At 65.6% G+C, this 15,912-nt stretch carries 19 protein-coding genes and 1 pseudogene; 12 read left to right on the top strand and 8 right to left on the bottom strand.

The features are described from left to right. Positions 1-228: 228 nt before the first annotated feature. Positions 229-708, bottom strand: coding sequence for a hypothetical protein (locus tag ACX80J_RS00865; RefSeq protein ID WP_459343739.1), 480 nt, complete (start codon positions 706-708; stop codon positions 229-231). A gap of 507 nt (positions 709-1,215) precedes the next feature. On the opposite strand from ACX80J_RS00865, the gene ACX80J_RS00860 reads away from it, so the two are divergent. Both ACX80J_RS00860 and ACX80J_RS00855 read left to right on the top strand, forming a co-directional pair. Next, positions 1,216-1,596 (top strand): hypothetical protein, encoded by a 381-nt coding sequence (locus ACX80J_RS00860; RefSeq protein WP_459343738.1) that lies wholly within the window; start codon positions 1,216-1,218, stop codon positions 1,594-1,596. Positions 1,597-1,916: 320 nt separating this feature from the next. After that, positions 1,917-2,177: a hypothetical protein gene (locus ACX80J_RS00855; RefSeq protein WP_459343737.1), complete on the top strand. Its 261-nt coding sequence runs from the start codon at positions 1,917-1,919 to the stop codon at positions 2,175-2,177. A 144-nt stretch (positions 2,178-2,321) separates the two neighbouring features. Here ACX80J_RS00855 and ACX80J_RS00850 read toward each other — a convergent pair whose 3' ends face one another. Further along, on the bottom strand, positions 2,322-3,275 hold the full coding sequence (locus tag ACX80J_RS00850; protein WP_459346503.1) for an extracellular solute-binding protein: 954 nt from the start codon (positions 3,273-3,275) through the stop codon (positions 2,322-2,324). Between the two features lie 425 nt (positions 3,276-3,700). On the opposite strand from ACX80J_RS00850, the pseudogene ACX80J_RS00845 reads away from it, so the two are divergent. The 3 genes and pseudogenes from ACX80J_RS00845 (at position 3,701) to ACX80J_RS00835 (ending at position 4,894) form a co-directional block, all read left to right on the top strand. Beyond that, positions 3,701-4,279: pseudogene (locus ACX80J_RS00845) on the top strand (dihydrofolate reductase family protein). A gap of 93 nt (positions 4,280-4,372) precedes the next feature. Beyond that, on the top strand, positions 4,373-4,666 hold the full coding sequence (locus ACX80J_RS00840) for a DUF1697 domain-containing protein (protein WP_459346502.1): 294 nt from the start codon (positions 4,373-4,375) through the stop codon (positions 4,664-4,666). 3 nt (positions 4,667-4,669) lie between these two features. After that, the gene (locus tag ACX80J_RS00835; RefSeq protein WP_459346501.1) at positions 4,670-4,894 is read left to right on the top strand and encodes a hypothetical protein; all 225 of its coding nucleotides are present in this window, start codon (positions 4,670-4,672) and stop codon (positions 4,892-4,894) included. Between the two features lie 53 nt (positions 4,895-4,947). On the opposite strand, the gene ACX80J_RS00830 is transcribed toward ACX80J_RS00835, so the two are convergent. Both ACX80J_RS00830 and ACX80J_RS00825 read right to left on the bottom strand, forming a co-directional pair. Beyond that, positions 4,948-5,322 carry a cupin domain-containing protein gene (locus ACX80J_RS00830; RefSeq protein WP_301226433.1) on the bottom strand — a complete coding sequence of 125 codons (375 nt, stop codon included), beginning with the start codon at positions 5,320-5,322 and terminating at the stop codon, positions 4,948-4,950. 202 nt (positions 5,323-5,524) lie between these two features. Beyond that, positions 5,525-6,100: a TetR/AcrR family transcriptional regulator gene (locus tag ACX80J_RS00825; protein WP_459343733.1), complete on the bottom strand. Its 576-nt coding sequence runs from the start codon at positions 6,098-6,100 to the stop codon at positions 5,525-5,527. A gap of 74 nt (positions 6,101-6,174) precedes the next feature. Here ACX80J_RS00825 and ACX80J_RS00820 point away from each other — a divergent pair, with 74 nt between their 5' ends. Next, positions 6,175-6,687: a DUF4188 domain-containing protein gene (locus ACX80J_RS00820; RefSeq protein ID WP_459343732.1), complete on the top strand. Its 513-nt coding sequence runs from the start codon at positions 6,175-6,177 to the stop codon at positions 6,685-6,687. Here the strand turns inward: ACX80J_RS00820 and ACX80J_RS00815 are convergent. The 3 genes from ACX80J_RS00815 to ACX80J_RS00805 form a co-directional block, all read right to left on the bottom strand. Then, positions 6,684-6,869 (bottom strand): hypothetical protein, encoded by a 186-nt coding sequence (locus ACX80J_RS00815; RefSeq protein WP_459343731.1) that lies wholly within the window; start codon positions 6,867-6,869, stop codon positions 6,684-6,686. The genes ACX80J_RS00820 and ACX80J_RS00815 overlap by 4 nt on opposite strands. A gap of 346 nt (positions 6,870-7,215) precedes the next feature. Next, positions 7,216-8,097 (bottom strand): DUF427 domain-containing protein, encoded by an 882-nt coding sequence (locus ACX80J_RS00810; RefSeq protein ID WP_459343730.1) that lies wholly within the window; start codon positions 8,095-8,097, stop codon positions 7,216-7,218. A gap of 281 nt (positions 8,098-8,378) precedes the next feature. Continuing rightward, positions 8,379-8,906, bottom strand: a complete 528-nt coding sequence (locus ACX80J_RS00805; RefSeq protein WP_459346500.1) for a GNAT family N-acetyltransferase — start codon at positions 8,904-8,906, stop codon at positions 8,379-8,381. 81 nt (positions 8,907-8,987) lie between these two features. Here ACX80J_RS00805 and ACX80J_RS00800 point away from each other — a divergent pair, with 81 nt between their 5' ends. After that, positions 8,988-9,359 carry a VOC family protein gene (locus ACX80J_RS00800; protein ID WP_459343728.1) on the top strand — a complete coding sequence of 124 codons (372 nt, stop codon included), beginning with the start codon at positions 8,988-8,990 and terminating at the stop codon, positions 9,357-9,359. Between the two features lie 133 nt (positions 9,360-9,492). On the opposite strand, the gene ACX80J_RS00795 is transcribed toward ACX80J_RS00800, so the two are convergent. Further along, a complete protein-coding gene (locus tag ACX80J_RS00795) occupies positions 9,493-10,701 on the bottom strand; it encodes a cysteine desulfurase-like protein (protein ID WP_459346499.1) in 1,209 nt (402 codons plus the stop codon). 186 nt (positions 10,702-10,887) lie between these two features. Between ACX80J_RS00795 and ACX80J_RS00790 the strand changes: the two genes are divergently transcribed. The 5 genes from ACX80J_RS00790 to ACX80J_RS00770 all read left to right on the top strand — a co-directional run bounded on the left by ACX80J_RS00790 (position 10,888) and on the right by ACX80J_RS00770 (position 15,859). Continuing rightward, positions 10,888-12,027: a GuaB3 family IMP dehydrogenase-related protein gene (locus ACX80J_RS00790; protein WP_459311433.1), complete on the top strand. Its 1,140-nt coding sequence runs from the start codon at positions 10,888-10,890 to the stop codon at positions 12,025-12,027. 60 nt (positions 12,028-12,087) lie between these two features. Next, complete coding sequence (locus ACX80J_RS00785) at positions 12,088-13,812, top strand: glycerol-3-phosphate dehydrogenase/oxidase (RefSeq protein WP_459346498.1); 1,725 nt, start codon at positions 12,088-12,090, stop codon at positions 13,810-13,812. Positions 13,813-13,907: 95 nt separating this feature from the next. Next, positions 13,908-14,399, top strand: coding sequence for a PTS sugar transporter subunit IIA (locus ACX80J_RS00780; protein ID WP_459343725.1), 492 nt, complete (start codon positions 13,908-13,910; stop codon positions 14,397-14,399). A gap of 112 nt (positions 14,400-14,511) precedes the next feature. Next, a complete protein-coding gene (locus tag ACX80J_RS00775) occupies positions 14,512-15,381 on the top strand; it encodes an SURF1 family protein (RefSeq protein WP_459346497.1) in 870 nt (289 codons plus the stop codon). After that, entirely contained in the window at positions 15,356-15,859 is a 504-nt protein-coding gene (locus ACX80J_RS00770) for a DUF3817 domain-containing protein (protein WP_459343723.1), read from the top strand. Before ACX80J_RS00775 ends, ACX80J_RS00770 begins: the two co-directional genes overlap by 26 nt. Positions 15,860-15,912 lie beyond the last annotated feature (53 nt).

Raw genomic sequence — 15,912 nt, 5'->3', positions numbered from 1 at the left:
GGACAGTGGGCGTGAGGACTCCCGACGTGACCGCCTCCTGTCCGGAGCGGCGGATAAATCAGTCCTGGCATTCATGGGGGCTCGTCGTTTTCACGCTGTAGGAGGTTGCTGACCGGGAGTCACCGACACCCGTTGACTGGTGCAGGTGGAGGTGCACCGTCGGTGGTGCTCGAACTTACTGGCCTGCGGCATCAGGTGGGACGCCGGTATGCGCCCCACCCGAGGTGATCAGCGGGCGCTGAAGTACAGCGGGACGGTCGCGTTCTTGCAGGCGTCCTGATTGGTGGTGAGGTTGTTCATGGTGACGGTCACTGTTCCCGACACACTTGCGCCGGAGGCGATCTGGCCGGCAGTGATGGTCGGCGTGCCCACCGTGTAATCCGATGCCGAGCACCCCGGGACGTCCGTCCAGGCGGTGCCGGCAGGACCGGCGACCGTGACCGTGACCGCTGCGAGGTTCTGCGATCCGGTGCCGGGGTTCGTGACGGTGAACGGCACGGTCTGGGTCGGACCCCCGGGGGTCAGCGCGCCCCCGGCTGCGGTGCCTGCGGTGACCGTGAAGGGGGTGCTCGTGCCGGTGCTGACAGATCCTGTGCCGGCGCCCATCGAGGACCAGAACGCGAACGCACCGCTACCTCCCACGATGAGAGCCGCGGTGACAGCGGCGATTTTCTTCTTGCGGTGAGTGCGAGTCCGTGAAGTGGTCATGATGAAGCTCCTTGAATGAGACCGGAAGCGCATGCGAGACCTGTATCGATGAGACAGAAGGAGCTCGCCCCCTGAGCGGGACTGCCGGGATGAAAACCTGCTGAGAGCCAACAGGCGATGAAGATGGTGCGGATGAATCAGGTACTGGTACTGGGCTTCGAGGATGCAGCCTCAGCATCGTCGGACGTATGTCCGAGCGAGCCGAAGATGCGTCCCGCCTGCCGTCAATCGGTCCTGCTACCCCTATGCCGCAAGACTGATTGGACCCACCTTGGCAGCTCTCCCTAAGGGAATTCGGGGGAAACAGCGAAGGAAGCCCGAAGAAGGGCCGAAGGAGTGGTGGCCGTGCGCTACCGCCGTCCGGGCGTTGGGCACGGATGGAGCTGAGAGATCTGCTCACCCTAGCTGCGGCGGCATCGGCGGTTGTCGTTGTCTTGGTAGCAATACTGGGCATAATGGGCGCTTAGTAGTAGGCCGTGTTCGCAGGATGTGAGTCCGTTGGTTGGCATGGCAGTAGGAGTTATGGGGCATCTTGGAAGACTGGTTCCGGCTGCCCACCACTCCTCAAGGGGGACGGTCGTGTGGGAGTGGATCAGGTATCGTGCGCTCATCCTGGCTGTGTTGCCGTTCGCTGTCGGCGTTTCCCTGTGGTTCCTGTCGGAGAACGCTGGTGGATGGGACGGACTGGGATACTTTCTCGCACTTATCCTTTCAGTGCCGGTGCTGGCTATGATGGCTGCTTTCTCCGTGAGGTTTGCCTTCCGAAAGGATGATGATCTTCGCAGGCTGAAAAGAACCTCAAAGGTTGCCAGCATATTTTCGCTTTCCGTGTTCGGCAGTCTGGTTCTGATCGGCATCGCCGGAGTCGTCGAGTCGCTTTGGGTTTGAAACGGAGTGCCGGCTGATATTCCTCCCGTACGAGGATCCCATTGGGGATGCTTCATTGATCGCACTTTGAACGCGTTGGTTTCAAACATGTACGGGGAGTGGTGGAAGATGCGGTCGCCAGGACCGCGTTGCTTACCTGAATCTGCATGCCTCGTACTCATATCCCCACATTGCTTACTTAGATCGTCGTGTGCTTGTGCGGCGTCGGAGCAATGCGTCGGTACAGTTCCGGCAGGGGACTTATTCCGGATGCGTGCAGCAGCTCGTATTCCGTCCTCTTTCTTTGCTCCACTTCACGCTTGCGACCTAAGGGGACTATTTTGACTCAGCAGCCATATCAGAACACGCAGGACATCAGGGGCATCTCACCCGAAGCCAGCAAGGCCAAGACAACCAGCCTGGTGCTCGGCATCGTCGGCCTGTTCATTCTCGGCATCATCCTCGGACCGCTGGCCATCATGCAGGCCAACAAAGCCGAACGGCTGGGAGAACGCGCGACTGCAGGAAAAGTGCTCGGCTACATCTGCACCATTTTCGGCGTCATTGCGCTGATTTTCACCGTCCTCAGGTTCATCGGCTAGCGCACCAGCTCCGCGGCGCCCGGCGAAGTAGCGGGAGAACGCGGTATGGGGGGGGTAGGACACCTGCAATGGCGTCCCACCCCCCCATTCCTGCAGAACATCATTGAAGCCCTCCGTGGCGCTGAGGCAGTCGTGTCGCCGTCGTCAGGGCATGTATTCCATTTCGATTTTCTGTGTCCAGGATCCGAGGTTCTCCTGCACGAAGGCCCAGTCGATGTTCTGGCGGGTGAACTGCTCGTCGAACTCGATGACCGCGGGCTTGGCGCTCTCGAGTGCCTTTTCATTGACCGGCAGTGAGCCGAATTCAGCTGCCCATTCGCCCTGGACTTCACCGCTGCCAAGCCAGTCGATGAACTGCAGTGCCTCGTCCTGGTTGTCCGAGCCTTTGACGAGTGCGACCTGCTCCACAGCGTAGGGGACGCCGACTTCGGGACTCACCGCGCCGGAGGTCACACCGTAGGTTTCTTCACCTCCCGGGATGGAGGAGGAAGACATCTGGCCGAAGTCGACTTCGCCGGCGGTGAAGCGGGCGAAGAGGTCCAGGTCCCTGACAGCGGAGACACCGTTCTCGAAGTACTGGTCGATCTGCCGCCAGCCCTCGTCGCTGACACCGAGATCACCGGACTCGTCCCTGTATCGGGTGAGGATTCCCGCTATGACGAGCTGTGTCGTAGCTGCCTCCGTCCCGCTTCCGCGCTCGTACCGGTCTTTGTATTCATCCTTGGTCCACAGGTCGGTCCAGTCCTTCGGAGCGCCGGCTTCGGACACCGCGTCCGCGTTGTAGGTGAGTACGATGGCTTGTTCTACCAGCGGCCAGTACGCCTTCTCGTCTGCTGGGTCGGCGAGGGATTCATCGACCTCGGCGAACCACTTCGGCGTGTAGGGCTCAAGGACGTCTTCCTTTTTGAGCTGCTCGTAGTAGACGTTGTTCAACCCATATACGACGTCGGCGGTCGGGCTGCCCTTCTCGGCGATCAGCGTGTGCGTGGTGTGCCTGCCACCGGCACCGACGATCTCGATGTCGAACCCGGCCTCTTCCGCCTCCTTCTGCAACCATTCGCCCCGTCCATCGGAGCTCGAGTTCGTGTAGATGACCAAGGGCTTGCCTGCACCCGCTGTCGGTGCAGACCCGCGCTCGGAGGCGGGTCCGCCACAGGCTGTCAGTAAGGACGCTGCGGTAATGGTCAGGGCGATGAGAGTTGTTCTCTGGGACACGGTGGATTCAATTCCCTAGTAGCAACACTGCGTGCACCGATCCCATGCACAAGTGCTGTAAGTGAGCGTGCTGTGGGCCATCAGTGCACCACCTCACGGTCTCGTTCTTCAGTGAACAGCGATGACCAGGGCCTCGAACGGCAGGTTAACTTGTCAAGCACCTGGGCGACACCTCCCGAGAGGATCCTCTCCGTACGGAGTATCTGCTGGGCGTGGTGGTCGACCAGCCTTCGGTGTCGCCTCAGCGGTGACCTCTCCGCACCCTGCTGGTCTGTACAGGGAATACCGGCTCACGGGAGACTGACGCCGTGCGCACACTGACCTTCGCCATGAACCTGAGCGTGGACGGCTTCATCGCTGCGCCCGGCGACGACGTCGGCTGAGGCGTACCGAGCGACGAGCTGTTCCAATGGTGGTCCGACCGGGTGGGGGCGACGGGCCTGGCGCTGTACGGGCGCAGACTGTGGGAGACGATGAGCTCCCACTGGCCGACCGCCGACCAGCAGCCGGGGGCCACGCCGGCCCAGATCGAGTTCGCCCACCGCTGGCGGGACATGCCGAAGGTGGTGTTCTCCTCGACGATCAGGACGGTCGACTGGAACACCCGCCTGGTCACCGGCGACGCCGTCAGCGAGATCACCCGGCTCAAGGCCGGCGACGGCGGCCCCACGGACATCGGCTTCATGGACATCGGCGGTGCCACGCTTGCCGCGCCGGCCATGCAGGCCGGGCTGATCGACGAGTACGCAATCGTCACCCATCCGGTCCTGGTGGGCGGAGGCACGCCGTTCTTCACGGCCCTGGACGGCTGGGTGAACCTGAGCCTGGTGGAGACGCGGACGTTCCCCGGCGGTGTCGTCCTGACGAGGTACGAGACGAGGCGCTGAGCGCCCGACGTCGGATCAGCGCGGGATTCGGGCCACCCAGGGACCCGGTGGCGCTGCTTTCGACGTCTGGGATGCCCCGGTTAGGCTTTCACCATGCCACGATCGGCCGCTCTGATCCGAGGTGTGGGAGGGCCCACTGCCATGAGGATGGCGGAGCTACGTGCAGCCCTCGAGGACGAAGGACTCGAAGGTGTAGCGACCTCGCAGGTAGCGGGCAACATCGTCTTCGACCCGGGCGAACGTTCGACGGCGGCCTGCGCCGCCCTCATCCGACACACCGTGTGCGCGCGGTTCGGCCATGATCTCCCCGTCGTCATCCGCTCACACGAACAACTGGTCGATGCCGAGCGGCGCAACCCGTTCATCGGATCGCAGGAAGGTCGCTAGGTCATGACGGTGTTCCTCGACCGGACACCGCACCCAGCGACCAGCCTCGATCCTGCCGCAGGAGCACCGAACGTCTTCGCTGTGGACGGTTCCGAAGTATTCATCCGCTATGCCTCTGGCGTGGCGGGTTCGAAGCTCCAGTCCACGTGGTTCGAGAAACGGCTCGGTGTTGTCGGCACCGCCCGCAACGCGAATACCGTCACGAAGCTCATTCTGCTCACGGCCTGACACGACGGGTACCGGATCGAAGTGATTCCGCCTCACGCCCTCATCGGCGAGAACTAGGCAGGTTTGGCATACTCGGCCGCGCTCATGATCTCGTAGGCCACGAACGTCTCATCATTCTCGACCCAGGCATCATGGCCCGCGGGGATCGAATAGGCGTCACCGGCGTGGATCGTGGTGCGGGTTCCGTCTTCCATCTCCACTGCGAGAGTTCCAGCGGCGCAGACTCCTAGATGGTTGTTCTGGCAGCTCTCGGTGTGGACCACTGTCTTGACGGTCTCGGACCATCGCCAGCCGGGCTCGAAAGTGAACCTGCCCAGTGTGGCGTTGCCGAGGTTGACGACATCGACTTCGGTCTTGGGTGGACGACGCTTCTCATCGGGTTCGTTGAACGATTTAGTTTCAAGCGCATTGACAGTTATGGCGGGCATCTTGTCCTCCTCGGTGGGTTGCTTGTAACCGTTGCACCGGAGAAGAAACCACGCGCTCCGGGAATGAGGCTCGGCGGGCGCCGGTGGAGGCACTTGGTCAGGCCCGAACACTTGCGAGTGAGGCTAACAGCGTGCTCCCAGCCCTGGCGTATGTCAACGTGGGTGGAGCGCCCTGCTCTCGGCCGTTCCCTTGCAGCAATCGTCAGGTAGCCCAGCCCCGGGCTATGGCGTCCAGCGCGGAGTGGAAGGCCCCAGCCCAGTCGGTGCCCGGCTGGCCCATCTGTGCCAGCTCGAGGCTCACCAGTCCGTGCACCTGGCCCCAGATCGCCACAGCAACCATCTCAACGGGCGCCGGAAGCAGGGCACCGGACGCCTGCGCCGCCGCGACAGCTTCTTCGAGGGGTTCTATGGCACTGCCGGCCGCCTCCGGACTGGGCTGGCAGTCCACGAAGGCAGCCATGGCGCCGCCGAACATCAGTCGATACAGTGCGCGGTGCTCCAGTGCCCAGGCCCGGTAGGCGACACCCAACCCCTGTAGCCCCGCCGGGGCGGCGGCTACCTGTGATTCCCGGAAGGACCGGAACCCGTCGTCCACCACGGCGGTCAGCAACTGCGACTTCCCGCCGAACAGCGAGTAGACGGCGGTGGTGGAGGTGTGGGCGGCCGAGGCAACGTCCCGCATGGTCACCCGCGCGGGCCCCTCGCGATCCACGAGCTCAGCCGTGACCGCCAGCAGCTCCTGCCGCAGGGAATCGTTGTGGATCACAGGTCTTGCCATGCGTCCCATTGTTCCATAACCTTGTTTTGTAACAACGTTATCGAAGGTATGTCCATCACTAGCTAGGAGATCCCATGGTGCAGGTTGTCTTTCCGGGTCGCTATACCGCCGATCCCGGGCTGGAGTCAGTGACGGTGTTCCTGATCGGCATGCGTGCAAACCGGTGGTGGAAGGTGCGGGCGGTGGGCAAGGTGGCAAGCGCAATGCCTCGCATGCTTCAGCACCTGGCCGAGGATCCTGCGTCGGGAATGCTCGGATGTGAGCAGTGGTTCGGCCGGACCACCATGGTCCTCAGCTACTGGAAGAGCCCGGAACATCTCCGCACGTTCGCCGCTGACCGGGAGTCTCCGCATCTTGAGCCCTGGCGCCGGTTCATGAAGGAGACCGCTGGAAGCGGGGACGTGGGTGTCTGGCATGAGACCTACCAGGTCCCGGCCACCGGGATCGAGACCATCTACAATGGGATGCCGCTTTTCGGCTTGGCAAAGGCTACTGCCCACCTGCAGGTAGGAGCGGGGACCAATACTGCCAGGCAGCGAATGGGTCGGCTCGGGGCGACGAGCAGCCGAATGACGTCCCCGAACTAGCGACGTGTACGGGGCCGGGAGTAGCGGGTCAGGAGATCATTGAGCGCCAGGGTGGCGACGATGATCGACACGGCGACACCCGCGAGCATGACGTAGAGCCCGATCAGCATCACCATCGGCGAGCTCGCGTCGACCAGAAAGCCGATACCGCGCACTGCTCCGACAACCCACAACACAGCCACGGCAAGTAGCGCCGCAATCGACGGTAGGGCCCCCTTGTTGTCCCTGAACCATCGCACTTTCCGTCCTGCGCCATTCCCCCTGAGTGCCATGCTCCCAGTGTCCGACCCGCCGATAACAGAACGGGCGAGGTTGCGTCTCAGCTGGGCCACAATGTGATCGCGCCAGCGGAGATCGGCAAGGTGGGGCATGGGCGACTGTCGACACTTCATGAGTGGGAGCCTTCACCTATGGCTGAGACTCTCAGGACACATGAACAAGGGCTGATTCGGTGATTGTCCCGGTTCCACGGTCACCGCCAGCGTGAGGTGTGCACGCCGACAGCCGGCAGAGACACGACCACGGCAGCTACGACCACGGAGTGACCGCGCGCTTCTGTTGTTCGCCGTCGATGACGAGATCAAGTCGCTCGTCGAAGAACGCGACGTAGTCCTGCACGGCGGCTGCGTCACTCAGCGGGTGCTCGTACTGCCACGCGATGTCATCCACTTTCCTGTCGCCGACGATCGCGGAGTACCAGGTCGCATAACCCTTGTACGAGCACATGGACCTTGTCGAGCTGCGCTCGAGCGGCGCGACGACGTCCTCGATCGGAAGGTAATACCGGGCAGGCAGGGTCGTCTCGAACAGCATCCGCGCTCGGGTGGTGTCGGCGAGGACGTGGCCGTCGAGCATCAGCTGCACATGCCGGGAGGTGCCTCGAATGTCGATGCGACCGTAGGGGTCATGTGGATGGCTGATGATCTCGTCGTCTTCCTCGAACCAGCTGTCGAAGTCGGCGAACGCGAGGATCACGTAGTTGGCGAGACCGGGGTCGCGTGCACGGAATCCAGCTGCCGCAGCGTCCGTTCCCGCAACGCGCACCTCGACCGGCTCTCCCGGCGTCGTGCGCACATCGAACGGGATGCGCGGGTCGAACACGGGGACCTCCGACAGGTCGGGAAGCATGAATCCGACCGCACCGTCCTCGAGTGCCTCTGAGGTCCGACGCGAGATCTCGGCGCGGATGTCCTGGGTCGGCACGGCGTACCCGGGCACGACCCGGCGCGGCTCCCATACGAGCATCGCTCGCGTGGTGTCGACGACGGTCTGCCCGCCGAGCGTGGCGCGGATGCGCTTCACGGTCGGCTCGTATCTCAGCTTTTGGACCAACTGGCCCATTACATCCCGCATGCGCACGCCGGGCGTAGCGGCGTCGTCGTCGAGCGGGTCTTGTGAAGGGCCTGACATGCACTCACGGTAGACCTGCGCTGCCGCGTCCGGATAGTGGCGGATGGCCGTGCAGTCGTCTGGTGGCCTATGGAGGATCGACTGTCGGGTAGATCGTGGCGGGCTACGGCCCAGTCTCGGCTGCCACGAAGCTGTCCCCAGCCAAAACGGCTCTCGGCGATGAAGTCTTGAAGATGGCTCTGCACGAAGCGAACGAGGGTGTCTACGCCGTCATCACGAGGGAGACTGCTGAAGACGCCGGAGCTGCCAGCGCCCGAGCCGACCGTCCGCAATCCACCCCGTTACGGAGCGCTGTCGTTCAGACGCTGGAACATCAGGTGATCCTGCCACTGGCCGGCGATTTTCAAATACCTCGGTGCGCAACCGTACTGTTCGAAGTCGGTCTTGGCCAGGACCCTCCGAGAAGCAACATTATTGACCAGGGTCTCTGCCTGCACTCGGTGGAGCTTCAGCTGGGTGAAAGCGAAGGCGACCGCTGCTCGGACAGCGTCTGTCGCTAAACCCATACCTGTCTGATCCTCTGCGAGCCAGTACCCCATGCTGCACGACTGGAACGGACCGCGGACGATGCCGCTGAGTGTCAATCGGCCGGCAATCGCGCCGTCATCGTCCAGAACAACCCAGGGCATTGCCTCACCACGGGCATGACGGGCAAGTGCTACGTCAATGTCGGTCCGCTGTCCCGCCACAGTGAAGTAGTCATCCTCCCGAAGGGGCTCCCACGGTGCCAAGAAGTCTCGGTTGCGTACCTGCAACTCCATCAGCTCTTCGTCGTCACCAGGTACGACGACGCGAATCCGGGAATTCATGACCTCAACTTTCAGCCCCGTGTGAGGCGTTCGACCTGCCAGGGTCTGGTCGTGGTGGAGTTGTAGTGCAACACTGGCCGCATGGTCGATGCAGCGAAGGCATTCAGCGGTTTCTCCGTGCGGCAGATCCCGGAAGCGAAGGCGTTCTACGAGGGCGTACTGGGGCTGCCTGTCACGGAGGAGCACGGAATGCTTTGGATCGATCTGGGCGCCGATCACCGCGTCCTCGTCTATGCCAAGGGCGCCGCACATGAACCGGCGTCGTTCACGGTCCTGAACTTCCCGGTGACGGATGTCGATGCCGCGGTCGATGAGCTCGGTGCGAAGGGCGTGGAGTTCCTTCACTACGAGGGTGTGACAGACAGTAAGGGCGTGAACCGGAACGGCGGGCCGCTCATCGCCTGGTTCACCGACCCATCAGGCAACATTCTGAGCGTCCTGGCCGCGCCCTGACACCGCCGTACCTCACCGGAGGCTCCGACCTTCGACGGGTTGCAGCCGAGAACCTTGATGACATGGGGAACCTCATCGACGATCGTCCTCGGCAGGTCTCGAAACGGGCCAGCTCCAACGAGCTCATTCCGCACTACCAAGCGACGAACTCGCGCAGTGCGGCCAGGAGGCGGTCGACGTCGTCGTCGTCGTTGTACGGCGCCAGCCCGATCCGCAGGGCGGCGCTGTCCTCGAGGTCCAGGCGGCGGAAGGCTTCGTACGCGTAGAAAGAACCGGCCGGCGCGAGGATGTTCCGCTCCGCGAGGAATCGGTAGGCGTTCGCGGAGGACCGGCCCGGGAACGTCACCAGCAGTGTCGGTGTCCGGTCCTGGGCTCTGGAGTGCAGCACGACGGCGTCACCCAGTTCGGCCAGCCCTGCCTCGATGCGGGAGCGCAGGGCGTGCTCGTGCTCGTCGATCACGTGAGCGGATGCAAGAAGGCGCGCACGGCGGCCGGTTGCGGCGCCGGGTGCGATCGCGGCGAGGAAATCCACGGCCGCCGTGGCGCCGGCCATGATCTCGTACGGGAGGGTGCCGAACTCGAACCGCTCCGGCACCACGTTCGTGGACGGCAGCAGCTTGTCCGGCCGCAGCGTCTCCAGCAGTTCCGGGTCGGCCGCGAGAACGCCGCAGTGGGGTCCGAGGAATTTGTAGGGCGAGCAGGCGAAGAAGTCAGCTCCGAGCGCCTTCACGTCGACCGCCGCATGAGCGGTGTAGTGCACCCCGTCCACGTAGACCAGTGCGCCGACCGTGTGCGCGGCATCGGCGATGCGGCGCACCGGCGGTTTCGTGCCGAGCAGGTTCGACGCGGCGGTGATCGCCACCAGCTTCGTGCGCTCGGTGATCGCGGCTGCGACGGATGCTTCGTCGATCTCCGTGGTCTCCGGGTCGAAATCGATCCAGCGCACGGTGGCGCCGACCGCATCGGCTGCCTGCAGCCAGGGGCGGATATTGGAGTCATGGTCCAGGCGTGAGACGACGACCTCGTCACCCGGCTGCCAGGTCTTGGCGAGGTGGCGGGAAAAGTCGTAGGTGAGCTGCGTGGCGCTTCGCCCGTAGACGACACCGCCGGGATGCGCCCCCAGCAGGTCAGCCATCGCCTCCCGGAATTCGCTGACCGCCGAGTCGGCGTTCCTCTCCGAGTCCATGCGGACACCGCGGTTGGACAGCGGCCCGGTGATGGCGTCGGCTATCGCGGCTCCTACGGCGGCGGGAGCCTGTGTTCCGCCGGGCCCGTCGAAATGGGCGGTACCGGTGAGGAGGGCAGGGAAGTGCGCACGGAAGGCCGCGATGTCCAGGGTCATGTCGTTACTTTCTCAGGTGAGCCTCGATACGGGAACATCACGGGCGAGAGCCGGAATGGATTCGTTCGGAAGGTTGCTCTCATCACGAGGGGTGTCACTGCCCGATGGTGTGTCGACACGGGGTGTCGGCGGGCCCTGTCGTGGCCCGGCGGCGATACCGCGGGAACGCTCAGCTAACCTAGAGCAGTGACTTACGAGATCGAGATTGGCCGAGGCAAGCGCGGACGCAGGGCATATTCGCTGGACGACGTGGCGGTGGTGCCCTCCCGGCGGACCCGTGATCCGCTCGACGTCTCCGTGAACTGGCAGATCGACGCCTACCAGTTCGAGATGCCCGTGGTCGCGGCGCCGATGGACTCGGCCATGTCGCCGGCCACGGCCATCGCGATGGGCCGCCTCGGAGGCCTCGGCGTCCTCAATCTCGAAGGGCTATGGACCCGCTATGAGGACCCCCAGCCGGTCCTCGACGAGATCGCCGGGCTCAGCACCGAGAACTTCAGCCCCGCCGCCACCCGGCGCATGCAGGAGCTGTACGACGCGCCCATCCAGGCCGAGCTCATCACCAGCCGCCTGGCCGAGATCCGTGAGGCCGGTGTGACGGTCGCGGGTTCGCTCACGCCGCAGCGGACGCAGCAGTTCTACAAGACGGTCCTCGCGGCCGGCGTCGACATCTTCGTCATCCGCGGCACCACCGTGTCCGCCGAGCACGTGTCCAAGAACGAGCAGCCGCTCGACCTCAAGAAGTTCATCTATGAGCTCGACGTCCCGGTCATCGTCGGCGGCGCCGCCGGCTACACGCCTGCGCTCCACCTCATGCGCACGGGTGCCGCCGGTGTGCTCGTGGGCTTCGGCGGAGGAGCGACGACGACGACGCGCAGGGCCCTCGGCATCCACTCGCCGCTCGCCTCGGCCATCGCCGACGTCGCCGGTGCCCGCCGCGACTACATGGACGAGTCCGGCGGCCGGTACGTGCACGTCATCGCCGATGGCGGGATGGGTGCGAGCGGCGACATCGTGAAGGCCATCGCCATGGGTGCTGACGCCGTCATGCTCGGTTCCGCGCTCGCCCGCGCGGAGGAGGCTCCGGGCAAGGGCTGGCACTGGGGCCAGGAAGCGCACCACCACGAGCTCCCGCGCGGCGACAGGGTCAACATCGGGACCGTCGGCCCACTCCAGGAAGTGCTGTGGGGGCCGTCCCACCACACGGACGGGACGTCGAACCTGATCGGAGCGTTGCGCCGGGCCATGGCCACCACCGGCTACTCGGACCTCAAGGAGTTCCAGCGGGTAGAAGTGGTGCTCTCGCCCTATATCTCCAACGACTGATGGGATTAGAGTTGGCCTAGCTCCCCAGGGGCGCTCAACCTCCCAATGAAGGGTCTGGCCATGGCATCCGGCGCACTCAGTCCGCAGAACCGTGACGACGCGCTCCGGGCGCTGAGGGCGACCTCCGAGCCAGGGCAGGAACTCGACCTGCTGATCGTCGGGGGAGGCGTGGTGGGCGTCGGAGCGGCGCTCGACGCCGTCACGCGCGGCCTCTCCACCGGCATCGTCGAGGCCCGTGACTGGGCGTCCGGGACATCGTCGCGGTCGTCCAAGCTGATCCACGGCGGCCTGCGCTACCTGGAGATGCTGGATTTCGCCCTGGTCCAGGAAGCGCTCAAGGAACGCGGGCTGCTGATCCAGCGCATCGCGCCCCACCTCGTGAAGCCGGTGCCGTTCCTGTACCCGCTGACCAGACGGTTCGTGGAGCGTCCCTACGTCGGCGCGGGGATCGCCCTGTACGACGCCATGAGCATGAGCGGCGGCAACTCGCGCGGGGTCCCGTTCCACAAGCACCTGAGCCGGAAGGCCACGCTGCGCGCGGCGCCGAGCCTCAAGGACGACGCGATGGTCGGCTCCATCCGCTACTACGACGCGCAGGTCGACGACGCGCGGTACGTGGTCAACATGGTCCGCACCGCCCAGCACTACGGTGCGCGGGCGGCGAACCGCGTCAGCGTGGTGGACTTCCTCCGCGAGGGCGAGCGCGTCGTCGGCGCGCGGGTCCGGGACCAGGAGAGCGGCGACGAGTTCGCCATCCGCGCCAAGCAGGTCGTCAACGCCACGGGTGTCTGGACCGACGAGACCCAGGCCATGGTGACCGACCGCGGGCAGCTCAAGGTGCGGGCCTCCAAGGGCATCCACCTCGTGGTGCCGCGCGACCGCTTCCAGTCCACAGTGGGGTTGATCCTCCGCACCGAGAAGTCCGTGCTGTTCGTCATCCCGTGGGGCCGCCACTGGATCATCGGCACCACCGACACGGACTGGAACCTCGACAAGGCCCACCCCGCAGCGTCCTCGAAGGACATCGACTACGTGCTGGAACACGTGAACCGGGTGCTGAAACGCCCCCTGACGCGTGAGGACGTCGAGGGCGTGTATGCGGGTCTGCGCCCGCTGCTCGCCGGCGAGAACGACTCGACGGCCAAGCTGTCCCGCGAGCACGTCGTCGCCCACCCCGTCCCCGGGCTGGTGGTCGTCGCCGGCGGCAAGTGGACCACCTACCGTGTCATGGCCAAGGACGCCGTCGACGAAGCCACCCGCGCGCTCGACGAGAAGGTGCCCGAGAGCTGCACGGAGACCGTGCCGCTGCTGGGTGCGGAGGGATACCGGGCCGCGTGGAACATGCGGGCCCGGCTCGCCGACGACGCCGGAGTGCACGTCGCGCGCGTCGAGCACCTCCTGCAGCGGTTCGGCACCCAGGCCACCGACGTGCTGGACCTCATCCGGCAGGATCCCGGACTGGGGCAGCCGCTGCCGGGAGCGGACGACTACCTGCGCGCCGAAGTCGTGTTCGCCGTGACGCACGAGGGCGCCCGGCACGTGGACGACATCCTCACGCGCCGCACGCGGACCTCCATCGAGTCCTGGGACCGGGGGGTCTCCGCCGCGCCGGTGGTGGCCGACCTGATGGCGCCGTTCCTCGGCTGGAGCGACCAGCAGGTGGACCGCGAGGTGAAGCACTACCAGGCCCGCGTGGCTGCAGAGCGGCTCAGCCAGGAACAGCCCGACGACATCTCCGCCGACAGTGCCCGCATGGGTGTGCACGACATCGTCCCGCTAAGCTAGAAGGGTCGGGGAAGGCCGCGATCGGCAGCCGCACCCGGTGCGCGGCGGCCGGTTCCCGGACCTCCGATGCTGGCGGGAACTTCGAAAGGCATCCAGTGAGCGACCTGTCCCTTGAGCTGCACGACGCCGTACTCACCACCCCCGACCTCGTGATCCTGGAGATGGAGGCTGCCTCGAAGGAGGACGCCGCGGCGCAGCTCGCCGGGCGGATGCACGAGGCAGGACGCATCTCCGACCTCCAGGCGTTCCTCGACCAGGTCAACTCGCGTGAGCACCAGATGGCCACAGGGCTCCCGGGTGGGGTCGGGCTCCCGCACGCCCGCAGCGAATTCGTCAACCAGACCTCGATCGCCGTGGGCGTCACCCGGTTCGGGCACAGCCTGGACTTCGGCGCGGTGGACGGCCCGGCAACGCTCGTGCTCCTCATGGCGACGCCGGCCCAGTCCTTCTCCGAGCACCTCGAGGTCCTCGCCACGATCGCGCGGAGCCTCTTCAAGGAGAACTTCCGCGAGTCCCTGCGCCGCGCGCACGACGCCGAGGTGATCGCCGAGCTGATCAACTCGTCGCTGGTGTTCTTCGACCACTAGGTCCCGAGCGGTCCGGGGCGCCCCGGAGATCCCGGCCCGGACGGCCCCTGGACTCCACGTCCGGCGCCGGCGGCATTCGTTGTTCTACAACGGCACGAAGTACCTTTAAGGGGTGTTGAAGACCGCCCTCAAGCCTCGATGGATCCTCACGCTGATCCTCGCGATGACGATCGCCGCGGTCTTCGTGCTCCTCAGCCAGTGGCAGTTCAACTCCTCGAGGGAGGCGCCGCCGCCCGCCCCTAGCACCACGGAGAACGTCCGCCCCCTGGCCGGTGTCCTCCAGCCCGGGACGCCGCTGTCCGCTGCGAACGCCGACCAGATGGTCTCGTTCGAGGGCGCCTTCTTGGCCGATACCCGCGTCCTGGTGCAGGACCGGCTCCTCGGGAACGAGGAGGGCCTCTGGGTCCTCCAGGCCTTCGAGGTCGACGGGGCCGGAGTCCCGGCGGGCACGGAGGAAGCATCCGTCATCCCCGTGGTCCTCGGCTGGGTGCCCGATGCCGGGGACACCGTGTCCGTGCCGCAGCAGCAGGGTGCAGCCACCGTCGTCGGACGCCTGCTGCCGCCCGAGGCTCCTGAGGTGCAGCGTCCCGTGGAAGGGCAGGTCCCCACCCTGTCGACGGCAGAGCTGTCCAACCTGTGGGACCGGTCCTCGTACGCGGCCTTCGTCGTGGCGTCCGACGTGGCGGTCGAGGGCGTGGAGGTCCCGTTCGCGGCCGGACTGGAGCCGGTCGTCGTCGGCCCCCAGCCGCAGGAGACGCCCGTCAACTGGCTGAACATCTTCTACGCCGTGGAGTGGGTGGTCTTCGCCGGCTTCGCATTCTTCCTCTGGTGGCGCCTCGTCGCCGACGACTACCGCCGCACGCTCGAGGACGAGGCCGACGCGGCCGAGGAAGCTCGTTCCGCCCAGCCCGGCGCCGTCGAGCCCGCCGTCGTTCTCTCCCCTCCCGTATCCGATCATGAAAGCGGTGCCCACCGTGACTGAGCCAGCCCTTGACCCTGCCGGAACCGACCGCACGCCGTCGAAGGGGAAGCCGAAGCGTCGGTTCGGCGGCACCCACGCGCAGATCCGGTCGGCACTGACGTTCTACAAGGTGCTCGCGTACGCCACGGGCATCATGCTGCTCCTCGTCGTCGTCGAGATGGTCGCGAAGTACGGCTTCGACTCGGAGATCGTCGCGGGTGGCGGCGCCCCCCTCCAGTTCCTGCCCACGGTGGTCGCGGAGACCGCCGGCGGCCTCAACCTGTCGACGGCGGTGCTGATCGTGCACGGGTGGCTGTACGTGGTCTACCTCGTCGCGGATTTCCGTCTCTGGCAGTTTATGCGCTGGCCGTTCAGCCGCTTCGTGCTCATCGCGCTCGGCGGCGTGGTGCCCCTGCTGTCGTTCATCGTCGAGAAGCGGATCCACCGCCAGGCCGAGGACGACCTCGCGGCGCACCCCGAGGCCGCGCCCCGTTACTGACGGCCGGGCAGCCGCACCTGCCCCGCCGCCTCTTCATCGATGTGCGGCGCCGG

The organism is Arthrobacter rhamnosi (assembly GCF_054510975.1).
Note: the sequence above shows the minus strand (reverse complement) of the source record. Positions and strands in the feature narration are given on the sequence as shown.

Bases quoted from the DNA above. Each gene is read 5' to 3' on its own strand.
- ACX80J_RS00810 (WP_459343730.1), bottom strand. From the start codon at position 8,097: ATGTCAGGCCCTTCACAAGACCCGCTCGACGACGACGCCGCTACGCCC.
- ACX80J_RS00800 (WP_459343728.1), top strand. From the start codon at position 8,988: ATGGTCGATGCAGCGAAGGCATTCAGCGGTTTCTCCGTGCGGCAGATC.
- ACX80J_RS00830 (WP_301226433.1), bottom strand. From the start codon at position 5,322: ATGCCCGCCATAACTGTCAATGCGCTTGAAACTAAATCGTTCAACGAA.
- ACX80J_RS00860 (WP_459343738.1), top strand. From the start codon at position 1,216: ATGGCAGTAGGAGTTATGGGGCATCTTGGAAGACTGGTTCCGGCTGCC.
- ACX80J_RS00825 (WP_459343733.1), bottom strand. From the start codon at position 6,100: ATGGCAAGACCTGTGATCCACAACGATTCCCTGCGGCAGGAGCTGCTG.
- ACX80J_RS00865 (WP_459343739.1), bottom strand. From the start codon at position 708: ATGACCACTTCACGGACTCGCACTCACCGCAAGAAGAAAATCGCCGCT.
- ACX80J_RS00820 (WP_459343732.1), top strand. From the start codon at position 6,175: ATGGTGCAGGTTGTCTTTCCGGGTCGCTATACCGCCGATCCCGGGCTG.
- ACX80J_RS00795 (WP_459346499.1), bottom strand. From the start codon at position 10,701: ATGACCCTGGACATCGCGGCCTTCCGTGCGCACTTCCCTGCCCTCCTC.
- ACX80J_RS00805 (WP_459346500.1), bottom strand. From the start codon at position 8,906: ATGAATTCCCGGATTCGCGTCGTCGTACCTGGTGACGACGAAGAGCTG.
- ACX80J_RS00770 (WP_459343723.1), top strand. From the start codon at position 15,356: ATGAAAGCGGTGCCCACCGTGACTGAGCCAGCCCTTGACCCTGCCGGA.
- ACX80J_RS00785 (WP_459346498.1), top strand. From the start codon at position 12,088: ATGGCATCCGGCGCACTCAGTCCGCAGAACCGTGACGACGCGCTCCGG.
- ACX80J_RS00840 (WP_459346502.1), top strand. From the start codon at position 4,373: ATGCCACGATCGGCCGCTCTGATCCGAGGTGTGGGAGGGCCCACTGCC.
- ACX80J_RS00835 (WP_459346501.1), top strand. From the start codon at position 4,670: ATGACGGTGTTCCTCGACCGGACACCGCACCCAGCGACCAGCCTCGAT.